Below are 17591 nucleotides of genomic sequence, written 5' to 3' on the forward strand. Positions count from 1 at the left end.
CGCGGCGGCGTCATCATGATGAAGGCCGAACACGAGAAGATCGTCAACTCGGCCATCTTCCCCGGCATCCAGGGCGGCCCGCTGATGCACGTCATCGCTGGCAAGGCCGTGGCCTTCAAGGAAGCGCTGGAGCCCGAGTTCAAGGAATACGCGCAGCAAGTGGTCAAGAACGCCAAGGTGCTGGCCGACACGCTGGTCAAGCGCGGCCTGCGCATCGTTTCCGGCCGCACCGAAAGCCACGTCATGCTGGTGGACCTGCGTTCCAAGGGCATCACGGGCAAGGAAGCGGAAGCCGTGCTGGGCCAGGCCCACATCACGGTCAACAAGAACGCCATCCCGAACGACCCGGAAAAGCCCTTCGTGACCAGCGGCATCCGCCTGGGCACGCCGGCCATGACCACCCGCGGCTTCAAGGAAGCGGAGGCAGAACTGACCGCCAACCTGATCGCCGACGTGCTGGACAACCCGCGCGACGAAGCCAATATCGCCGCGGTGCGGGCCAAGGTCAATGAACTGACCTCGCGCCTGCCGGTCTACGGCAAGAAGTAATTCCGCACCCGCCTGCGGGCTCCGTGCCCGCAAGCTGGCCCAGTCGAAGGGACGGCCCCGCAAGGCGCCGTCCCTTTGCTTTCCGGACCGGGAAGGTCCGGATTAGCCCGTATTGACGCTGGCGGCCGGGAGCGTCGTTACAATATGCTCAACTATTGCCACCAGTGCCTTTAGGGATCACACATGCGGTGTCCATTTTGCGGCAATGCCGAAACACAGGTCGTCGACAGCCGGGTCTCGGAAGAGGGCGACGCCATCCGCCGTCGCCGCCGCTGCCTGTCCTGTGACAAGCGATTCACCACCTACGAGCGGGTGGAGCTCGCCATGCCCTCCATCGTCAAACGCAATGGCAGCCGCAGCGACTACGATCCCGGCAAGCTGCGCGCCAGCCTGAGCCTGGCGTTGCGCAAGCGGCCCGTCAGCACGGAGGACGTGGACGCGGCGGTCGCCCGCATCGAAGAACAGTTGCTGGCCAGCGGCCTGCGGGAAGTGCCCTCCGAGCACATCGGCGAGCTCGTCATGAACGAGCTGCGCAAGCTCGACAAGGTGGCATACGTGCGCTTCGCGTCGGTCTACAAGAGCTTCGAGGATATCGGCGAATTCGTCGAGGCCATCCGCGAGATGCAGGGCCCCCTGCTGCCCGGGAAGCTGCGCAAGGAGTAGGCCGGGCAGCGCGCGGGCTCCGTCATTGCATGGCGGCGGAGCGGGCCAGGCTGGGCGTGAGCGGTTGGAATTTGCGCCAGACGCGCCGCATGTGCTGCGCCGACCCGAAGCCGGATTTCTCCGCCACCCGCTCCAGGTCCAGGCGGGTATCGCGCAGCAAGTCGCGCGCCAGCGCGACGCGTATCTGATAGAGATAGTCCATCGGCGTGCATCCCGCGTGTTCGCGGAACAGCCGGGTCAGGTGGCGGGCGCTGGTGTGCGCGTGATCCGCCAGCGATTGCGCCGACCAGGGCGCGGCGGGGTCGCGTATCACCGCATCCTGCACGCGGTGCACGCCCGGATGCAGGTGGCTGCGGTGATCCAGCCAGGGTGACAACGTCGAATCCGTGCCGGCGCGCCGCTGGTAGACCACCATGTCGCGCGCGACTTCGCTGGCCACGCGAGGCCCGCAGTGGCGCGACACCATGTGCAGCGCCAGGTCGATGCCTGCCGTGATCCCCGCGCTGCTGACCAGCTTGCCGTCCTCGACGAAAATCCGGTTGTCGTGCAGGCGCGCGCTGGGATCAAGGCTGGCCAGCTGTTCCAGGCAGGTGTGGTGCGTGGTGCATTCGCGCTGCCGGGTAAGCCCGGCGGCCGCCGCGAACAGCGCGCCCGCGCACACGGTCATCAGCGTAAAGCCGTCCGCGGGGTGGCGCAGGGCCAGCCATTCGATGATGGCCCGGGCATGAGGGTCGTCCAGGCGCGTCGGTTTGCCCACCACGCCCGAGATGATCACCAGCGCTTCCGGCGGCAAGGCCGCCGGAAGCGCCCTGATGTGCGCCAGGTGCAGGCCGGGAATGCCGCTCTCGACCTCCCGGGAGGGGCCGCAGAAATGCTGCTCGAACGCGCCCGGGCTGAGCTTGTTGGCCACCCGGAACGCTTCCGCCGGGCCGGCAACGTCCAGCAGCACGATGCCCTGCGTCAGCACGAAATACACCGGAACCATGGCGCCTCCCGTGGATGGCTAGGCGGCCAGCGCATCCGCGGCGCGCGCGATGCGGGCGAAACGCCCCTGCAGGACCAGTTCGGTGCGGTCGCGGATCTCGGCCGGCGTGTAATGCTTGCCGGACGGGCTCTGCATGGCGAAAGTCAGGGTGGCATCGGTGGGGAACACCACCTTGAAGCCGGCGTCGCTGGCGTGCCGCGACGTGGTTTCGCAGCACTGTTCGGTGCGGATGCCGCAGACGATGACGCCTTCGATCCCATGGGCGAGCAGCCAGTCGTGCAGGCTGGCGCCGCTGGCGTCCTTGGCGTAGAGCGACGAATGCACGGTCTTGTGGAACACGGCGCTGGGGGCGATCCGCAGTTCCTCCAGCGTCCGGACGTGGCCCGAGGCGAGCGAGAAGGGGCTGGCGGGGTCGTTGGCGACGCTGGTGTGGAACACCTGGAGCACCGGAATGTTCTTTGCGGCGGCGGCATCGATCAGGGACTGGATCTGCTCCAGAAAGGCCGGATACTCGGTTTCATCCCAAAACGGACGTTGCCGGAAAGATTCTTGTACGTCGATGACAATCAGTGCTTGTTTCATGGAACCGGGCTCCTGGCTGGGAAATCGAAAGGTTGTAGCGCTATTTTTACTGCAATCCAACGGTTTGGGGAGCGCGCCGAAAGACGCCTATCGGCCCGAAACGGACATTGAACGGCAGCCTCGCCGCAGCGCCGTCCGGACTGCGCCCGGCGGCCGGGGCGGCATACAATCCCGTGCATGATGATCCCGAGCGACACCGACGACCTTTTCTGGATGCGACGCGCCCTGGCGTTGGCGCAGACCGTCATGTACACCACCGCGCCCAACCCCCGGGTCGGGTGCGTCATCGTGCGCGACGGACGCGTGCTGGGCGAAGGGGCGACCCAGCCGCCGGGCGGCCCGCACGCCGAGGTCCGCGCCCTGCGCGACGCCCAGGCGCGCGGCGAGTCGGTGGCGGGCGCCACCCTTTACGTGACCCTGGAGCCATGCAGTCATTTCGGCCGCACGCCGCCCTGCGTGGACGCCGTGCTTGCCGCCCGTCCGGCGCGCGTGGTGGTGGCCCTGGGCGATCCGAATCCGCTGGTCAACGGGCAGGGCCTGGCGCGGTTGCGCGAGGCCGGCATCGCGGTAAGCACCGGCATCTGCCGGGAGGAGGCGCTGGCGATCAATGCCGGTTTCATCTCCCGCATGAGCCGCGGCCTGCCCTGGGTATGGATGAAGATGGCGGCGTCGCTGGACGGCCGCAGCGCGCTGCATAACGGCGTGTCGCAATGGATCACGGGGCCCGACGCCCGCGCCGACGGGCACCGTTGGCGGGCGCGCAGCTGCGTGGTGCTCACCGGCATGGGCACCGTCCTGAAAGACGACCCGCAGCTCAATGCAAGAGGGGTGGACACACCGCGCCAGCCGCGCAAGGCTGTCGTGGACGGCCGTTTCGAGATTCCGGAACAGGCCAGGCTGTTCGATGGCGCGGAGGTCATTCTGTTCACGGCCCGCGAAGACGCGGCCAAGGCCGAGCGCCTGCAGGCCAGGAATGCCCGCGTCGTCGTGCTGCCCGGCGAGGAGCCGGGCAGGGTGGATCTGCCTGCGATGATGCGTTGGCTGGCCCAGGAACAGATCAACGAGGTGCACGTGGAGGCCGGCGCCGGCCTGAGCGGCGCGCTGGTTTCGGCGGGTTGCGTGGACGAGCTGCTGCTGTATCTGGCGCCGGTGCTGCTGGGCGATGCGGCGGGCATGGTCCGGCTGCCGATGCTCGAACACCTGGACGCCGCGCGGCGCTACGAGTTCATCGATACCGAACGGGTGGGGGCCGATCTGCGCGTGCGCGCCCGGGTGGCCGACACCTGGCGCCAGCTGATGCAGCGCGTCGAACTGCCCGAACTGTCCTAGCCGGCCCGCGTCCGGCGCCCCGCCGAGGCATTGCGCCAGGCCAGGATGCCCGCCCCGCCGGCGATCAAGGCCAGCAATGCCGCCGCTGCCGCCAACAGGCCAGGGCGCCCGCGGACCAGGCGTTTCCAGGTTTTCTCCGCCTGGGTGTAGCGGAACCAGGCGGCCGCCTGGAAGTCGGGCTCGGCGCATTCGCGGCCGAAGGTGCCGCTGAATGGCACTCGCGCGCCTCTCTCTATATAGCGCCGGTAGATCGCCGAGGCCCGTTGCGGCGAGTCGTCGCATTCATCTCGGCCATCAGCACGCGCCATGCCCGGACCACATCCGCGTTGCCCGACATGGCCCGCGTCACGGGAGGCGTCCAGATGCGTTGCCAGACATAAGCATCGGCCGGCAGGTCGCCGTCCTGCTTGCCGCAAGCGCCCAGCGTCAGCAGCAATGCGGCGCACAGCGCCGCGGAACCACGTTTGACGGTCATCCGGGCCAGGTTGCTGATGCGGTTGGCGGTGGGCCTCGAATGGGGCTGCATGACGCGGCAAAGACCCGTGGCTGACGTGGGAAAGAGGGGCTGGGAAGCGCGCGGGCGCGTTCCGGATGCGTGATTCTATCGCTGAGAGCCGTGCGGGGGCCGGCACGGACTCATATCCGCATTGCACCGAGGGGTACTAGCACTCGGCGCTTGCGGCTGCCAATCGCGCGCGCATCCGCACGTGCCCGCGACACGACTATTTTCGGCAATGCGCAAAATGAATTGCCACAAAACGGTCAATTGGCTATAGCATAGGCACATGACTTGGCGATACGCCCTGAAGGATTAAACCGCTCAGCGCCACGCGCCCTCGTCACCACGGATTCCCGTGCCGCGTCATCGGCGCTTTTTCACGACCGGGCCGGCATGCTGCTGAACGAAGACGCATCGCGCCGTTCAGACCGTCCGCTGCCATCGCATAGCGGGCGCATCGGGTTTACACCCGCATCATAAGAATCCCCGGGATATCGCTCTTCCCTTCAAATCATTGCTGAGCATTTCATGTGCAGCCGGTTTATCCCTGCGCGCATCCGGCGATATGCTGAAGTCGAACGAGCGAACTTATTCACGTAAGTTGCATTCCCTGACGGAACTTGTGTCCGAACGGTGCAGCCTAAACGGAAAGGGCCCGATCGTGCTCTTGGTTGATGTGTGGCGAAAGCAACATACCATCCAGCCGACGATGCTTATCGCGAGATTGTCTAGTAATGCGTAGGCGCTGAGGCACAATGGGGACACGTAGGGACGTATTGGATTTTTCGCGTGTTGTAGGAGGTTTCCGTGCAAAACATCGTCGAAGGCTTCAAGTCGCAGTATGCAAGAGAGCAGGAATCAGAACTCTCCCTTGAGGAGTATCTGAACCTCGCCAAACGCGATCCCATGGCGTACGCCAGCCCCGCTGAGCGCATGCTGGCCGCGATCGGCGAACCTGAGATCGTGGATACGCGCAACGACCCACGTCTTTCCCGTTTGTTTTCCAACCGGACCATCCGGCGCTATCCCGCGTTCCAGGAGTTCTACGGCATGGAGGACGTGATCGGGCAGATCGTCGCGTTCTTCAAGCATGCTGCGCAGGGACTGGAAGAGCGCAAGCAAATCCTCTATCTGCTGGGCCCCGTGGGCGGCGGCAAGTCGTCCATCGCGGAACGGCTCAAGGCCTTGATGGAGACCTATCCCATCTACGCCTTGAAGGGGTCGCCGGTAAACGAAACGCCCCTGGGCCTGTTCCATCCGGAACGGTTCGGCGACACGCTCGAGAAAGAATACGGCATTCCGCGGCGCTACCTGACCGGCATCATGTCGCCGTGGGCGGTGAAGCGCCTGAAGGAATTCGACGGTGACATCTCGAAGTTCCGCGTCGTGCGCCTGAATCCGTCCGTGCTGCGCCAGACCGCCATCGCCAAGACCGAGCCGGGCGACGAAAACAACCAGGATATTTCCTCGCTGGTCGGCAAGGTGGACATCCGCAAGCTCGATCGCCATTCGCAGGACGATCCGGACGCCTACAGCTATTCCGGCGGGCTGTGCCTGGCGAACCAGGGCCTGCTCGAGTTCGTGGAAATGTTCAAGGCCCCGATCAAGATGCTGCATCCCTTGCTGACGGCCACCCAGGAAGGCAACTTCAAGGGCACCGAAGGCTTTTCCGCGATCCCGTTCAACGGCATGATTCTCGCCCACTCGAACGAGTCGGAATGGCAGACCTTCCGCAACAACAAGCACAACGAGGCGTTCCTCGACCGTATCTACATCGTCAAGGTGCCGTACTGCCTGCAGGTGTCGGAAGAGGTCCGCATCTACGAGAAGCTGCTGCACCACAGTTCGCTGTCCGCGGCGCCCTGCGCGCCGGGAACGCTGGACATGATGGCGCAATTCTCGGTGCTGACGCGGCTGAAGGAACCCGAGAACTCCAGCATCTACTCGAAGCTGCGCGTCTACGACGGCGAAACGTTGAAGGACGTGGACCCGAAGGCCAAGGCCCTGCAGGAGTACAAGGACTACGCGGGCACCGACGAGGGCATGACGGGCGTCTCCACGCGTTTCGCGTACAAGATCCTGTCCAGCGTCTTCAATTACGACCAGACGGAAGTGGCGGCCAACCCGGTGCACCTGATGTATGTGCTCGAGCAGCGTATCGGCCGCGAGGACTACCCCGAGGAAATCCGCCGGCGCTATCTTGAATTCATCAAGGGCTATCTGGCGCCCCGTTATGCGGAGTTCATCGGCAAGGAGATCCAGACCGCTTACCTGGAGTCCTATTCCGAATACGGCCAGAACATCTTCGACCGCTACGTGACGTTTGCCGACTGCTGGATCCAGGACGAGGAATTCCGCGATCCGGAAACCGGCGAAAGCTTCGACCGCAGCGCGCTCAACGACGAACTGGAAAAGATCGAAAAGCCGGCGGGCATCGCGAACCCGAAGGATTTCCGCAACGAGATCGTGAACTTCGTGCTGCGGGCGCGCGCCAACAACAACGGCCGCAACCCCACCTGGACCAGCTATGAAAAGCTGCGCGAAGTGATCGAGAAGAAGATGTTCTCGAACACGGAAGACCTGCTCCCCGTGATTTCGTTCAACGCCAAGGCCTCGGCCGAGGACAAGTCGAAACACCAGAGCTTCGTGGATCGCATGGTCGAAAAGGGCTACACCGAAAAACAGGTCAGGCTGCTTTGCGAGTGGTACCTCCGTGTGAGGAAGTCTTCCTGAGCGAGGTGAATCATGAATTCACTGATCGATCGCCGTCTCAACGGGCGCAATAAAAGCGCCGTCAACCGGGAGCGTTTTCTCCGGCGCTACAAGGACCAGATCCGCAAGGCGGTCCACGGGATGATCCGTGACCGCTCCATCCAGGACATGGACCAGGGCGGCGAAATCAACCTGCCCGCTCGCGATATTTCCGAGCCGACCTTCCGGCACGGCACGGGCGGCGACCGCGAGATGGTGCACCCCGGCAACCGCGAGTTCGCCAAGGGCGACACCTTCGACCGGCCGCAGGGCGGGCAGGGGGAAGGCGGCTCCGAGCCGGGCGAGGGGGAGTCGGTGGACCAGTTCACCTTCAGCCTGTCCCGCGCCGAGTTCCTCAATCTGTTCTTCGAGGATCTGGAGCTTCCGCACATGGCGCGCACCCAGCTGGGCGAGGTCAGCCAGAAGAAGTGGCAGCGGGCGGGCTACACGACTTCCGGCTCGCCCAGCATGCTGAGCATCAGCCGCACGCTCAAGTCGTCGCTGGCGCGCCGCGTGGCGCTCAGCGTGAAAGCGCGCGCCGATCTCGAGGACGCCGAAGAACGCCTGGCGAAGGCGCGGGAGGCGGGCGCGCCCGCCGACGAGATCCAGGCGCTGGAGCAGGAAGTCGAGGACTGCCGCGAGCGCCTGGCCCGCGTGCCGTTCCTGGACGACCTGGACCTGCGCTATCGCAACCGCGTATCGGTCTCCATCCCCATGGCGCGCGCCGTCATGTTCTGCCTGATGGACGTTTCGGGCTCCATGGACGAGGGCAAGAAAGACCTGGCCAAGCGCTTCTTCTCGCTGCTCTACCTGTTCCTGTCGCGCAAGTACGAGCACGTGGACCTGGTTTTCATCCGCCATACGGACAACGCCGAGGAAGTGGACGAGCAGACCTTCTTCTACGACCCCAAGAGCGGCGGCACCATCGTGCTGTCGGCGCTGGAGCTGATGCGCGACATCCTCGAAAAGCGCTATCCGCCGGGTTCCTGGAACGTCTACGCGGCTCAGGCCAGCGACGGCGACTCTTTCGGCGCCGACGCGGGCAAGAGCGCGCGTTTCCTGGCGGAGCACTTGTTGCCCGCCACCCGCTACTTTGCCTATATCGAGGTGCCGGATTCCCAGGAGGCGCGCAAGAGCAGCCTATGGGCCGAATACGAACAGAAACTGGAGCCGCATTTCGTCATGCGGCGCATCTGCGACCGCAGCGAGATCTTCCCTGTGTTCCATGATCTGTTCAAGAAGGAGACCGCATGAATACCATCGCCGGAGCTCTCGTGGAGCCGGAGACCGCCGGTCGCGCCCGGCCGATCTCCCAAGGTTCGGAATGGACGTTCGAACTGATCCAGTCCTATGACGAGGCGATCTCCAAGGTCGCGGCGGAGTACGGCCTGGACACCTATCCGAACCAGATCGAGGTGATCACCTCGGAGCAGATGCTGGACGCCTACGCCTCGGCGGGGCTGCCCATCGGGTACCCCCACTGGTCGTACGGCAAGGAATTCATCCGCAACGAGCAGTTCTACCGCCGCGGCATGCAAGGCCTGGCATACGAGATCGTGATCAACTCCAACCCCTGCATCTCGTATCTCATGGAAGAGAATTCCATGACGATGCAGGCGCTGGTGATCGCGCATGCCTGCTACGGGCACAACTCCTTCTTCAAGGGCAACTACCTGTTCCGCCAATGGACGGACGCGGATGGCGTGCTCGATTACCTGGTCTTCGCGCGCAAGTACGTCATGGCCTGCGAAGACCGCTACGGCATCGACGCCGTCGAGGCGGTGTTGGACTCCTGCCACGCGCTGTCGCATCACGGGGTCGACCGCTACAAGCGCCCGGCGCCGATTTCCTACAAGGAAGAGGCCGCGCGCCAGGCCGAGCGCGAGGAGCACGCCCGGCTCCAGTACAACGACCTGTGGCGGACCCTGCCGCGGCTCGACGACGAGAAGAGCACGCGCGTGGAGGCTTCGGTGTTCCCGCCCGAGCCCGAGGAGAACCTGCTGTACTTCATCGAGAAGTACTCGCCTAAGCTTGCGCCGTGGCAGAAGGAGCTCGTGCGCATCGTCCGCAAGATCGCGCAGTACTTCTATCCGCAGACGCAGACCAAGGTAATGAACGAGGGCTGGGCCACGTTCTGGCACTACACCATCCTCAACCGCCTGCACGAAAAAGGGCTGGTGAACGACGGCTTCATGATGGAATTCCTGCAGAGCCACACCAACGTGGTCAGCCAGCGGGGCTTCGATGAGCGCGGCTATGGCGGCATCAATCCCTACGCGCTGGGTTTTGCCATGATGTCTGACATCCGCCGCATCTGCGAGGCGCCCACGCCCGAGGACCGCCGCTGGTTCCCCGACATCGCGGGCGGCGACTGGCTGAAGACGCTGGACTTCGCCATGCGCAACTTCAAGGACGAGTCCTTCATCTCGCAATACCTGTCGCCGCGCCTGATCCGGGAATTCCGTTTCTTCGCCATCTCGGACCACCAGGCCAATCCCAAGCTCGAAGTGGTCGCCATCCACGACGACGAAGGCTACCGCGACATCCGCCGTCTGCTGGCCGCGCAGCACAACCGCGACAACCAGGTGCCGGATATCCAGGTGGTCCGCTTCAACCGCGACGCCGACCGATCGCTGGTGCTGCGCCACCTGAAGACCCGCGGCCGCCCGCTGGCCGGGGAAGACGCCGAGCAGGTGATGAAGCACCTGGCGCGGCTGTGGGGCTTCAGGGTGCGCCTGGAAGAGACCGAGCCGGACGGCACGGTCAGCTCCTACCGCGAACAGGACCCGCCCGCCGCGCCGGCCTGACGGCCGGGCAGGGCCAATGGGGGGGCGCCAAGGCGTCCCCCATTTTTATGGGGCCTTGCCGCTGATGCGCGCAATCTGCTAGAATCGCGGATTCGCATTTTTCGCAGCGGTAAATCCGCAGCAAAAGTCGCAGATAGGACAGGTGGCCGAGTGGTTGAAGGCGCACGCCTGGAAAGCGTGTATACGTCAAAAGCGTATCGGGGGTTCGAATCCCCCTCTGTCCGCCAGAATGTATAAGCCCCTGATTTCGTGAAGAACTCAGGGGCTTTTTCTTTGCCCCCGGCCTGCGAGGCCGGGGCGCGGGCCGGGCGCTTAGGCGCCTACCGGTTTTCCATCCGTGCGGCGCACGACCACCGTGGCGGAGCGGGCGTCGCCCCCGCCTGCGCGCAGCGTGTTCCAGGTCTGGTTGGGGTGCTGGATGTTGATGAAGAACGTCGTCAGGTCGGGCGTGTAGGCGATGCCGGTGATTTCGCAGCCCAGGGGACCCACCAGGAAGCGCTTGGATTCGCCGGTCTTCTGGTCGATGTAGTACATCGAGTTGTTGCCGAAGAAGTCCGTGGTGGACGTGCCGGTTCCGGCGTCGGTCTGCACCCACAGGCGGCCCTTGGGATCGACGCGGATGCCGTCGGGGCTGGAGAAGGTGTCGCCGTTGACGTTGCCGGTCAGGTTGGGCGCCACGCCGTCGGCGGCGTCGCGGCCCGCCAGCAGCAGCAGGTCCCATTCGAAGGTCGTCGCGAGCGGCGAGTCGCCGCGCTCGTGCCAGCGGATGATGTGGCCGTGCGAGTTGTTGGGGCGCGGGTTGGCGGCGCTGGTGCGCTTGCGGCTGCCGTTATTGGTCAGCGTGCAATACACGGTCTTGTCCACGCCGACCGTGATCCACTCGGGGCGGTCCATCAGCGTGGCGCCCGCGACGCGCGCGGCGGCCTGGGTGTTCACCAGCACGTCGGCCTGCGTGTTGAAATCGACGATGGTGCCGGTGATGACGGTGCCGGTGGCCACTTGCGTGAAGTTGCCCGGATCGGTGGCGCCGGTGGTGAGGTTGTTCTTGCCCACCGTCAGTTCGACCCAGTTGCCGCTGCCGTCGTCGTTGAAGCGGGCGGCGTACAGCGTGCCTTCGTCCAGCAGGCCCATGTTGTTGGCGCGGTTGGCCGGATCGTAGGGCTTGGTCGGCACGAACTTGTAGATGCAGCCGGGCGTGGTGTCGTCGCCCATGTAGAACGCGACGCGATTGTTCTCGTCCAGCATGTAGGCCGTGTTTTCGTGGCTGAAGCGGCCCATCGCGGTGCGCTTGACGGCGGTCGAGTCAGGGTTCTGGGGATCGATTTCCACCACCCAGCCATAGCCTTCGTCGGCGGGCTGGCCGGTGTCGCCGGCCTGGTAGTGGTAGTTGTTCAGCGTTTCTTCGCAGGTCAGATACGTGCCCCACGGAGTATCGCCGCTGGAGCAGTTGTTCAGGGTGCCCACGACGGTGGCGCCGACCACCGACTTGGCGGGGCCGCTGACGTTGTAGACGGTGTTGCCCGTGTAGCGCTTGTTGTAGCGCGAATCGGTCTTGACCGCCCAGGCGCCGTCGCTGCCGCGCGCAATTTCGATGACCGAGACGCCGACGTTCGACAGACGGGTCTTCAGGCCCTCGACGCTCTGGTCCAGCGTGGCGTTGTCCAAGGCCTCATGGTTCAGCACCAGCAGGCCGCCCTGGTTCGGGTCCACGCCCTCCAGCGCATAGAAGTGCATGCCGTCGTGCTGGCCGCCGGATTGGGTTTCGGTGGCGGGGTAGGACTGCGGAATGCCCGCGTAGCCGGCCGAGCCGATCACGCATTTGTCGCCGGCCGAATACAGCACCTCGGCCACATAGCCTTCCGGAACGGTGACGGTGTCCGCGACGATCTTGTCGTCCAGCGGCTTGAACGTGACGGAGTAGTCCGGTCCCGGCGGCGTGGTGGTGCCGCCTTCGCCCGGTTGGCCGCCGGGCGTGCCCTCGCCGTCGCCGCCGTTGGCGGGCGTATCGTCGTCATCGTCGTCGCCGCCACAGGCCGTCAGCAGGGTGGAGGCGCCGAACACCGACAGCATCGACAGGCCGAAGCTGTTCTTCAGCAAGGTACGGCGTTCCGGGTTCGCCGCGACGATGTCATCCAGCATCTGGCCCGGAACCGTCACTTCTCCCTGGGCTTCGCGGTAGGGGGCGCGCAATTTGTCGGTCAAGTAGGACATTCCAACCTCATAGATAGGCGAACGAGTCGCTAAGTTGTTTGTAAGGAAAGCGGCAGCGAGGTTAGAAGCTGCGCATGACACAGGGGTGACGATCGTGTGAATTCCGTTGTCTTGACCGACATGGTAGTAGGCGGCCGGGCCCGCGCGCGAGATCCCGGCCGCCTGGATGCTTCTTGCCGAGGCTAGGCGTCGCGCCTTGCCTGGCCCACGATGGGCGTGGCGTCGAGCACGTACATCTGGCGTTCGCCTTCGTGCACGGAATCGATGCAGATCCGGGTGCCGTCGCGGCTCCAGCGGGGATGCAGGTCGCAGCGGTTTTCCTTGGACAGGCCGGGGTCGGCATAGAAACTGCCCAGCGCATGGCGCTGGCCGGTCTGCATGTCGTAGAGGAAGAGCACGCGCTCGTGGGTGCGGGAGTCCGGATAGGTGTCGCTCAGCAGCCAGCGTGGATTCACGGGCGAGAACGTCATGTGGCCGTTCTCGGTCAGCACGCCGTCTCCCACGACCTGGACGCGGCCGCCGGGCGTGTCTTCGTACAGGTGGTAGTGGATGCTGCCGGCATGCGGTCCCCAGACGATGATCGAGCGGTCGTCGCGCCACAGCGGGTGCGAGATCTGGTATTCGGATTTCTCGTAGTCGAAGGTGCCGACGGCGTTCGGATCGAAATCGTCCGCCAGTTGCGGCAGGGGATGGTCCGAGCATTCCAGCAGGCGCATGTCGCTGCCGTCCGCGTCCATGGTGATCAGCCGATGCAGGAAGCAGGTCTCGTCCTCCACGCGTTCGGTCCAGCGATGGAGGAACAGGATGCGGGTGGACGAGGGATTGACCTCGATGTGGCTGACCCAGTGGATGGCGCGTTCCATCGAGTCGCGAGGGTGGAAATTGCGCAGGTCGGCGTAGCTGACGAGCAGCCGGTGCTCACCGCTGTCCAGGTCCAGCCGGCGGATGCCGTCATCGGCGGGCGCGTTGGCGACGGGGGCGGGCGCATGCTCGCTGTAGCCGATGGTCTGGTGCGTGATGTAGAGCCGGCGATAGTCGACGCAGAGCGCATAGCGGCTGCTGGGCGCGGCCACGTAGATGGGCAGGGGCAGGAGGCGGGTCTGGCCCGTGGCGATATTGTGGATGGCCGAGAGGAAGCCGGGGTACACGCCGCTGGAGGCGTCGTCGCTGCGGCAGTTGTAGATCATCTGCGGTTCGTCCAGGCCGTCCAGCCATTGCAGCTGGCAGCCCATCTGCCAGTTCCATGCCGTGGTGCTGCCCACGGCATGGTAGCGGTCGTTGTCGGCCAGGTCGAAGTAGCCCACTTCGGCGGGCAGCTCGGGCGTGAGCCGCGCGTCCTTGAAGGAGGTGCGGTTGGCCAGCAGGTAGCGGCCGTCGCGATGCCAGACGGTCTTGTTGTAGTAGCCGAAGAAATGATGGTGAGGCGTGGCGCCCAGGCGGCGGCAGGCGATGGACGTGGCAAGCATGCGGTTCATGGATGGGGTTGAGGATGAGACGGACGGGGCGGGCGCGCCGCCCCGCCAGGGCGGATGTCAGCCCGCGGTGATGTGTTCGGTTTCGATGACCTTGTTCCAGCGGGCGCGTTCGCGCTCGACGAATTCGCGCGCCTGGGCGGGGCTGTTGCCCACGGGCGTCATGCCCAGGCGCTCCAGGCCGGCGCGGAATGCGGGATCGGCGTACACGCGGCGGAGATCGGCGCTGAGCTTTTCGATCAGCGCGTCGGGCACGTCCTTGCTGGCCGCAAGCGTGGTCCAGGAGGTGACGGTAAGGCCCGGCAGGCCGGCCTCGGCGGCGGTGGGCACGTCGGGCAGCGCGGGCGAGCGGGACGCGCCAGTGATGGCCAGCGCCTTCAGCTTTTTCGCTTCGATGTAGCCGATCGTGGTGGGCACGTTCTCGAAGAGCAGCTGGATCTGGCCGCCCAGCAGATCGTTGGTGGCGGCGGAGCTTCCGCGGTACGGGATGTGGACGATGGGCGCCTGGGCCGCCATCTTGTAGAGCTCGCCGACCATGTGCACCGAGGAGCCCACGCCCGCCGACCCGAAATGCAACGTGTCCGGCTTCGCCTTGGCCAGGGCGGTCAGCTCGGCCAGGGAGTTGGCTTCCAGCGCGGGGTTGGCCACGACCACGTGCGGCATCTCGGCCACGACGGTGATCAGCTTCAGGTCCTGGGCGGGCTGGTAGTTGAGGCTCTTGTACACGCCATAGGTCGCATGCAGGCCGATGGAACCGAGCAGCAGGGTGTAGCCGTCCGGGCCGGAGTCCGCAACGAACTTCCCGCCGATGTGCCCGCCCGCGCCGGGACGGTTCTCCACGACCACGGACTGCCCATACAGCTTGCCCAGGTGTTCGGCCAACAGGCGGCCCTGGATATCGGAACTGCCGCCGGCCGTGAAGGGCACGATGATGCGCACCGGCCGGTCGGGATAGTTGGCCTGCGCACGGGCGGCGGCGGGCAGCGCGGCGCCGGCGGCGGCCAGGCACAGCGCGCTGAGGATGGTGCGCCAGGCACGGCGTGGATTCATGGGGCTTCCCCTGGAAGGTTGGGATATCGCGGGCGCATCTGGCGGCGCCCTGGGGAACCCAGTGTAGGAGTCGCCATGTATTTGAAAAAATTCTTTTTTAGACATAGGCTATGCGTATTTGCAATACCCTGCGACGCCATGAGCCGACCGCTGAATTTCCGTCAGATCGAAGCCTTCCATGCGGTCATGCTGGCCGGCACCACCACCGGCGCGGCCCAGATGCTGCGCACCACCCAGCCTTCGGTCAGCCGTCTGCTGGGCCAGGTGCAGCAGGCCAGCGGGCTGAAGCTCTTCGACATGGAGCGCGGGCGGCTGCGGCCCACGCGCGAGGCCAAGGACCTGTTCGACACGGTCAAGCGACACTTCGTGGGCCTGGAGCGCATCGAGGACCGCGTGGCCGCGATGCGCCGCAGCGGCAGCGGGGTGTTGCGGCTGGCCTGTACCCCGGCGCTGGGGCTGGGCGTGCTGCCGGGGGCGGTGGAAACGTTCGCCCAGCGCTATCCCGACGTCCATATCAACATGCAGACGATGGGCAGCCAGTACCTGCGCGAGGGACTGCTCCACGGCACCTACGACGTCGTGGTGACGGCGGCGCCCCTGGACGGCGCGCTGCTGGACCTGCATGAGCTGCATGAAAGCGAGGCGGTCTGCGTGATGCGGCTCGACCACCCCTTGGCCGAGCGGCCGTCCATCGACATCCTGGACCTGAACGCGCGCAGGCTGCTGGTGCTGAACGCGGACGACGACGTCTATCTGCAGCTGCGCGGCGAGATGCAGGCGCACCGGGTGCTGCCGGCGTCCGAGATCGAGACCACCTATTCGTCGACGATCTGCGCGCTGGCGGCCGCGGGCAATGGGCTGGGCATCGTCAATCCCTATATCGCGGCGGTATTCGCGGACCGGCTGGCGATACGGCCGTTCACGCCGCGCCTGCCGGTGCGGGTATGCATGGCCTATCCCGCGCAGACCGCGCCCTCGGCGGTGACCGAGGCTTTCGTGGACATTCTGGCCCAGGGATTCCAGGCATTGCCCGGGGCTGCCTGAGCGCCGGGCCGGGCCGGATCCGGCCTGGGCGCCGCCGTGACGGGGAACGCGGACGCGGTTCGCGTTACTAAGCTCGCACGATCGTGTTTTCCAAGAGCCCGCCATGTGTTCCGCCCGCGCCCGTTTCCGCTTCGATTGCGCCGCCCGCCGCCGAGGGGCGTGCCGGTGAGCGCCGTGGCCGGCGAAACGCTGGGCCTGGAGATGGAGATGGCCGTGGCGCACCGCGACAGCGGCGCCAGCCATCCCGTGGACGGTTATTTCGCCAGGCTGGCGCGGATCAAGGCGGCACGGGACGAGGCGCCGGACATCTCGCGCATCGGCGGTCGCGACGTAGGCGTGTCCGTGGCGGCTGGCGAGAGCGGCCTGGACAACGGCTTCAATCTGCTGGAGACGGCGTTCGCGCCGGTCGCCGCGGCCGAGGGCGGACTGGCCGAATTGGCCCGCCGCGCCAGGCGCGAGCTCGAGGACGCGCAGCTGGCGCTGCAGGCCGAGGGCGCCACCGTGCTGAACGTTTCGGAGCATCCGGCGTGCACGCTGGATCCGGGCTGGTATGCGCGGGTCCAGGTGCCTCGCCCCATCTATCGGGAACTGGTCGGGCACCGCGAATGGCTGCACCGCGTGGGCATCGACGCGAAGGCCCAGAACAGCCCATGCACGTCGGTGGACGTGCGGCAGGCGGCGCGCGCGCTGAACGTGGTGCTGGGCCTGGCGCCGGCCAGCATCGCCATGTTCGCGAACAGCCCGCTGGAGAACGGCCGCATCACGGGCCTCAAGGAAAACCGGCTGACCGTCTGGGACCGCATGTTCCGCCATTCGCGCTACGCCGGAGACCATCGCCTGCAACGCCTGCCCGAACGTCCTTTCGAGGACCTGGGCGACTATTTCCGCTGGATGTTCGGCCCGGGAACCGCCAGCCGTTGCCTGCCGCTGGCGGTCGAGGACGGCTACAAGTCGGCGGTGGGCGTGTACCTGCAAGGCGGGCCGTCGCTCTCGCAGTTCCTGGCGTCCGACGGCTGGCCGGGCCTGCGCACGGACACGGGCGGCCAGGTAAGGATCATGCCCCAGGGCGGGCATTTCGAGTATTCCCAGTTCGCGCATTTCCTGGACGCCCGCTGGCGCTACCGGCTGGCCGAGCATCCGGGCCTGGATGCGCTGCGCGCGGCGTGGAAGCGGCCGGGCGGCATCGAGGAACTCTACCTGCGGCTGGGCGCCGTGGGCTACATCGAAGGGCGCGCGCCCGGCGCGGGCTTTGCCGATGCGCAACTCGTCGAGGAAGCCGGCAGCGCCGTGGCGGCCACCATCGTGATGGCGCCCTCGGCCGTGCAGTTGGGACTGATGCGCAACCTGGGCGAGGCCGAGGCGCTGCTGCGCGAATGGGGCTGGCTGCGCTTGCGTGGACTGCGCGCCGAGGCGTTGCGGCATGCCCTGAGCCACGAGCAGGTGTGGGCGCTGGCGCGCGAGACGCTGGCGGTTGCCGAAGGCGGGCTGACCGCGGCCGAGCGCCATTGGCTGGACTACGCCAGGTACGCCGTCGAGACCCGCAGCACGGGCGCGGACAGGCTGCTGCGCTTGTGGCGCCAGCACGAAGGGGACTCCCGCCGGCTGGCCGCGATATGCCAGGCCCGCGCCGCGATTCCGTTGTGATGGCG

At 66.1% G+C, this 17591-nt stretch carries 14 protein-coding genes, 1 tRNA gene and 1 pseudogene; 9 read left to right on the top strand and 7 right to left on the bottom strand.

The annotated features are described in order from the left end of the window. Positions 1-549 (top strand): annotated as a pseudogene (gene glyA / locus ACN6PJ_RS18075) (serine hydroxymethyltransferase); the annotation flags it as partial. Between the two features lie 183 nt (positions 550-732). Further along, on the top strand, positions 733-1212 hold the full coding sequence (gene nrdR, locus ACN6PJ_RS18080; RefSeq protein WP_043544829.1) for a transcriptional regulator NrdR: 480 nt from the start codon (positions 733-735) through the stop codon (positions 1210-1212). Between the two features lie 22 nt (positions 1213-1234). Here the strand turns inward: nrdR and ACN6PJ_RS18085 are convergent, their stop codons facing one another. Further along, a complete protein-coding gene (locus ACN6PJ_RS18085; RefSeq protein ID WP_427997225.1) occupies positions 1235-2197 on the bottom strand; it encodes a GlxA family transcriptional regulator in 963 nt (320 codons plus the stop codon). 18 nt (positions 2198-2215) lie between these two features. After that, positions 2216-2779 carry a cysteine hydrolase family protein gene (locus ACN6PJ_RS18090; RefSeq protein ID WP_427997226.1) on the bottom strand — a complete coding sequence of 188 codons (564 nt, stop codon included), beginning with the start codon at positions 2777-2779 and terminating at the stop codon, positions 2216-2218. Positions 2780-2956: 177 nt separating this feature from the next. Between ACN6PJ_RS18090 and ribD the strand changes: the two genes are divergently transcribed. Beyond that, the gene (gene ribD / locus ACN6PJ_RS18095; RefSeq protein WP_427997227.1) at positions 2957-4108 is read left to right on the top strand and encodes a bifunctional diaminohydroxyphosphoribosylaminopyrimidine deaminase/5-amino-6-(5-phosphoribosylamino)uracil reductase RibD; all 1152 of its coding nucleotides are present in this window, start codon (positions 2957-2959) and stop codon (positions 4106-4108) included. Here the strand turns inward: ribD and ACN6PJ_RS18100 are convergent. Both ACN6PJ_RS18100 and ACN6PJ_RS18105 read right to left on the bottom strand, forming a co-directional pair. Further along, entirely contained in the window at positions 4105-4326 is a 222-nt protein-coding gene (locus ACN6PJ_RS18100; protein ID WP_427997228.1) for a hypothetical protein, read from the bottom strand. The two genes, ribD and ACN6PJ_RS18100, sit on opposite strands and share 4 nt — an antisense overlap. 14 nt (positions 4327-4340) lie before the next feature. Then, positions 4341-4634: a hypothetical protein gene (locus ACN6PJ_RS18105; protein ID WP_427997229.1), complete on the bottom strand. Its 294-nt coding sequence runs from the start codon at positions 4632-4634 to the stop codon at positions 4341-4343. Between the two features lie 789 nt (positions 4635-5423). Between ACN6PJ_RS18105 and ACN6PJ_RS18110 the strand changes: the two genes are divergently transcribed. The 4 genes from ACN6PJ_RS18110 to ACN6PJ_RS18125 all read left to right on the top strand — a co-directional run bounded on the left by ACN6PJ_RS18110 (position 5424) and on the right by ACN6PJ_RS18125 (position 10392). Then, positions 5424-7340 (top strand): PrkA family serine protein kinase, encoded by a 1917-nt coding sequence (locus ACN6PJ_RS18110; RefSeq protein ID WP_427997328.1) that lies wholly within the window; start codon positions 5424-5426, stop codon positions 7338-7340. A gap of 12 nt (positions 7341-7352) precedes the next feature. Further along, a complete protein-coding gene (locus ACN6PJ_RS18115; protein ID WP_427997230.1) occupies positions 7353-8612 on the top strand; it encodes a YeaH/YhbH family protein in 1260 nt (419 codons plus the stop codon). Next, positions 8609-10165: a SpoVR family protein gene (locus ACN6PJ_RS18120; protein WP_427997231.1), complete on the top strand. Its 1557-nt coding sequence runs from the start codon at positions 8609-8611 to the stop codon at positions 10163-10165. Before ACN6PJ_RS18115 ends, ACN6PJ_RS18120 begins: the two co-directional genes overlap by 4 nt. 136 nt (positions 10166-10301) lie before the next feature. Next, positions 10302-10392 (top strand) — tRNA-Ser (locus ACN6PJ_RS18125). 85 nt (positions 10393-10477) lie between these two features. On the opposite strand, the gene ACN6PJ_RS18130 is transcribed toward ACN6PJ_RS18125, so the two are convergent. From ACN6PJ_RS18130 to ACN6PJ_RS18140, 3 genes are all read right to left on the bottom strand, one after another. Next, positions 10478-12376, bottom strand: a complete 1899-nt coding sequence (locus ACN6PJ_RS18130; protein ID WP_427997232.1) for a PhoX family protein — start codon at positions 12374-12376, stop codon at positions 10478-10480. A gap of 182 nt (positions 12377-12558) precedes the next feature. Next, entirely contained in the window at positions 12559-13851 is a 1293-nt protein-coding gene (locus ACN6PJ_RS18135) for a hypothetical protein (protein ID WP_427997233.1), read from the bottom strand. A gap of 57 nt (positions 13852-13908) precedes the next feature. Then, positions 13909-14898, bottom strand: a complete 990-nt coding sequence (locus ACN6PJ_RS18140) for a Bug family tripartite tricarboxylate transporter substrate binding protein (protein ID WP_427997234.1) — start codon at positions 14896-14898, stop codon at positions 13909-13911. Positions 14899-15036: 138 nt separating this feature from the next. Here ACN6PJ_RS18140 and ACN6PJ_RS18145 point away from each other — a divergent pair, with 138 nt between their 5' ends. Next, positions 15037-15942: a LysR substrate-binding domain-containing protein gene (locus tag ACN6PJ_RS18145; protein WP_427997235.1), complete on the top strand. Its 906-nt coding sequence runs from the start codon at positions 15037-15039 to the stop codon at positions 15940-15942. Between the two features lie 201 nt (positions 15943-16143). After that, positions 16144-17586: a glutamate-cysteine ligase family protein gene (locus ACN6PJ_RS18150; protein WP_427997329.1), complete on the top strand. Its 1443-nt coding sequence runs from the start codon at positions 16144-16146 to the stop codon at positions 17584-17586. Positions 17587-17591 lie beyond the last annotated feature (5 nt).

The organism is Achromobacter sp. (assembly GCF_050285585.1).
Lineage (GTDB): Bacteria > Pseudomonadota > Gammaproteobacteria > Burkholderiales > Burkholderiaceae_B > Achromobacter.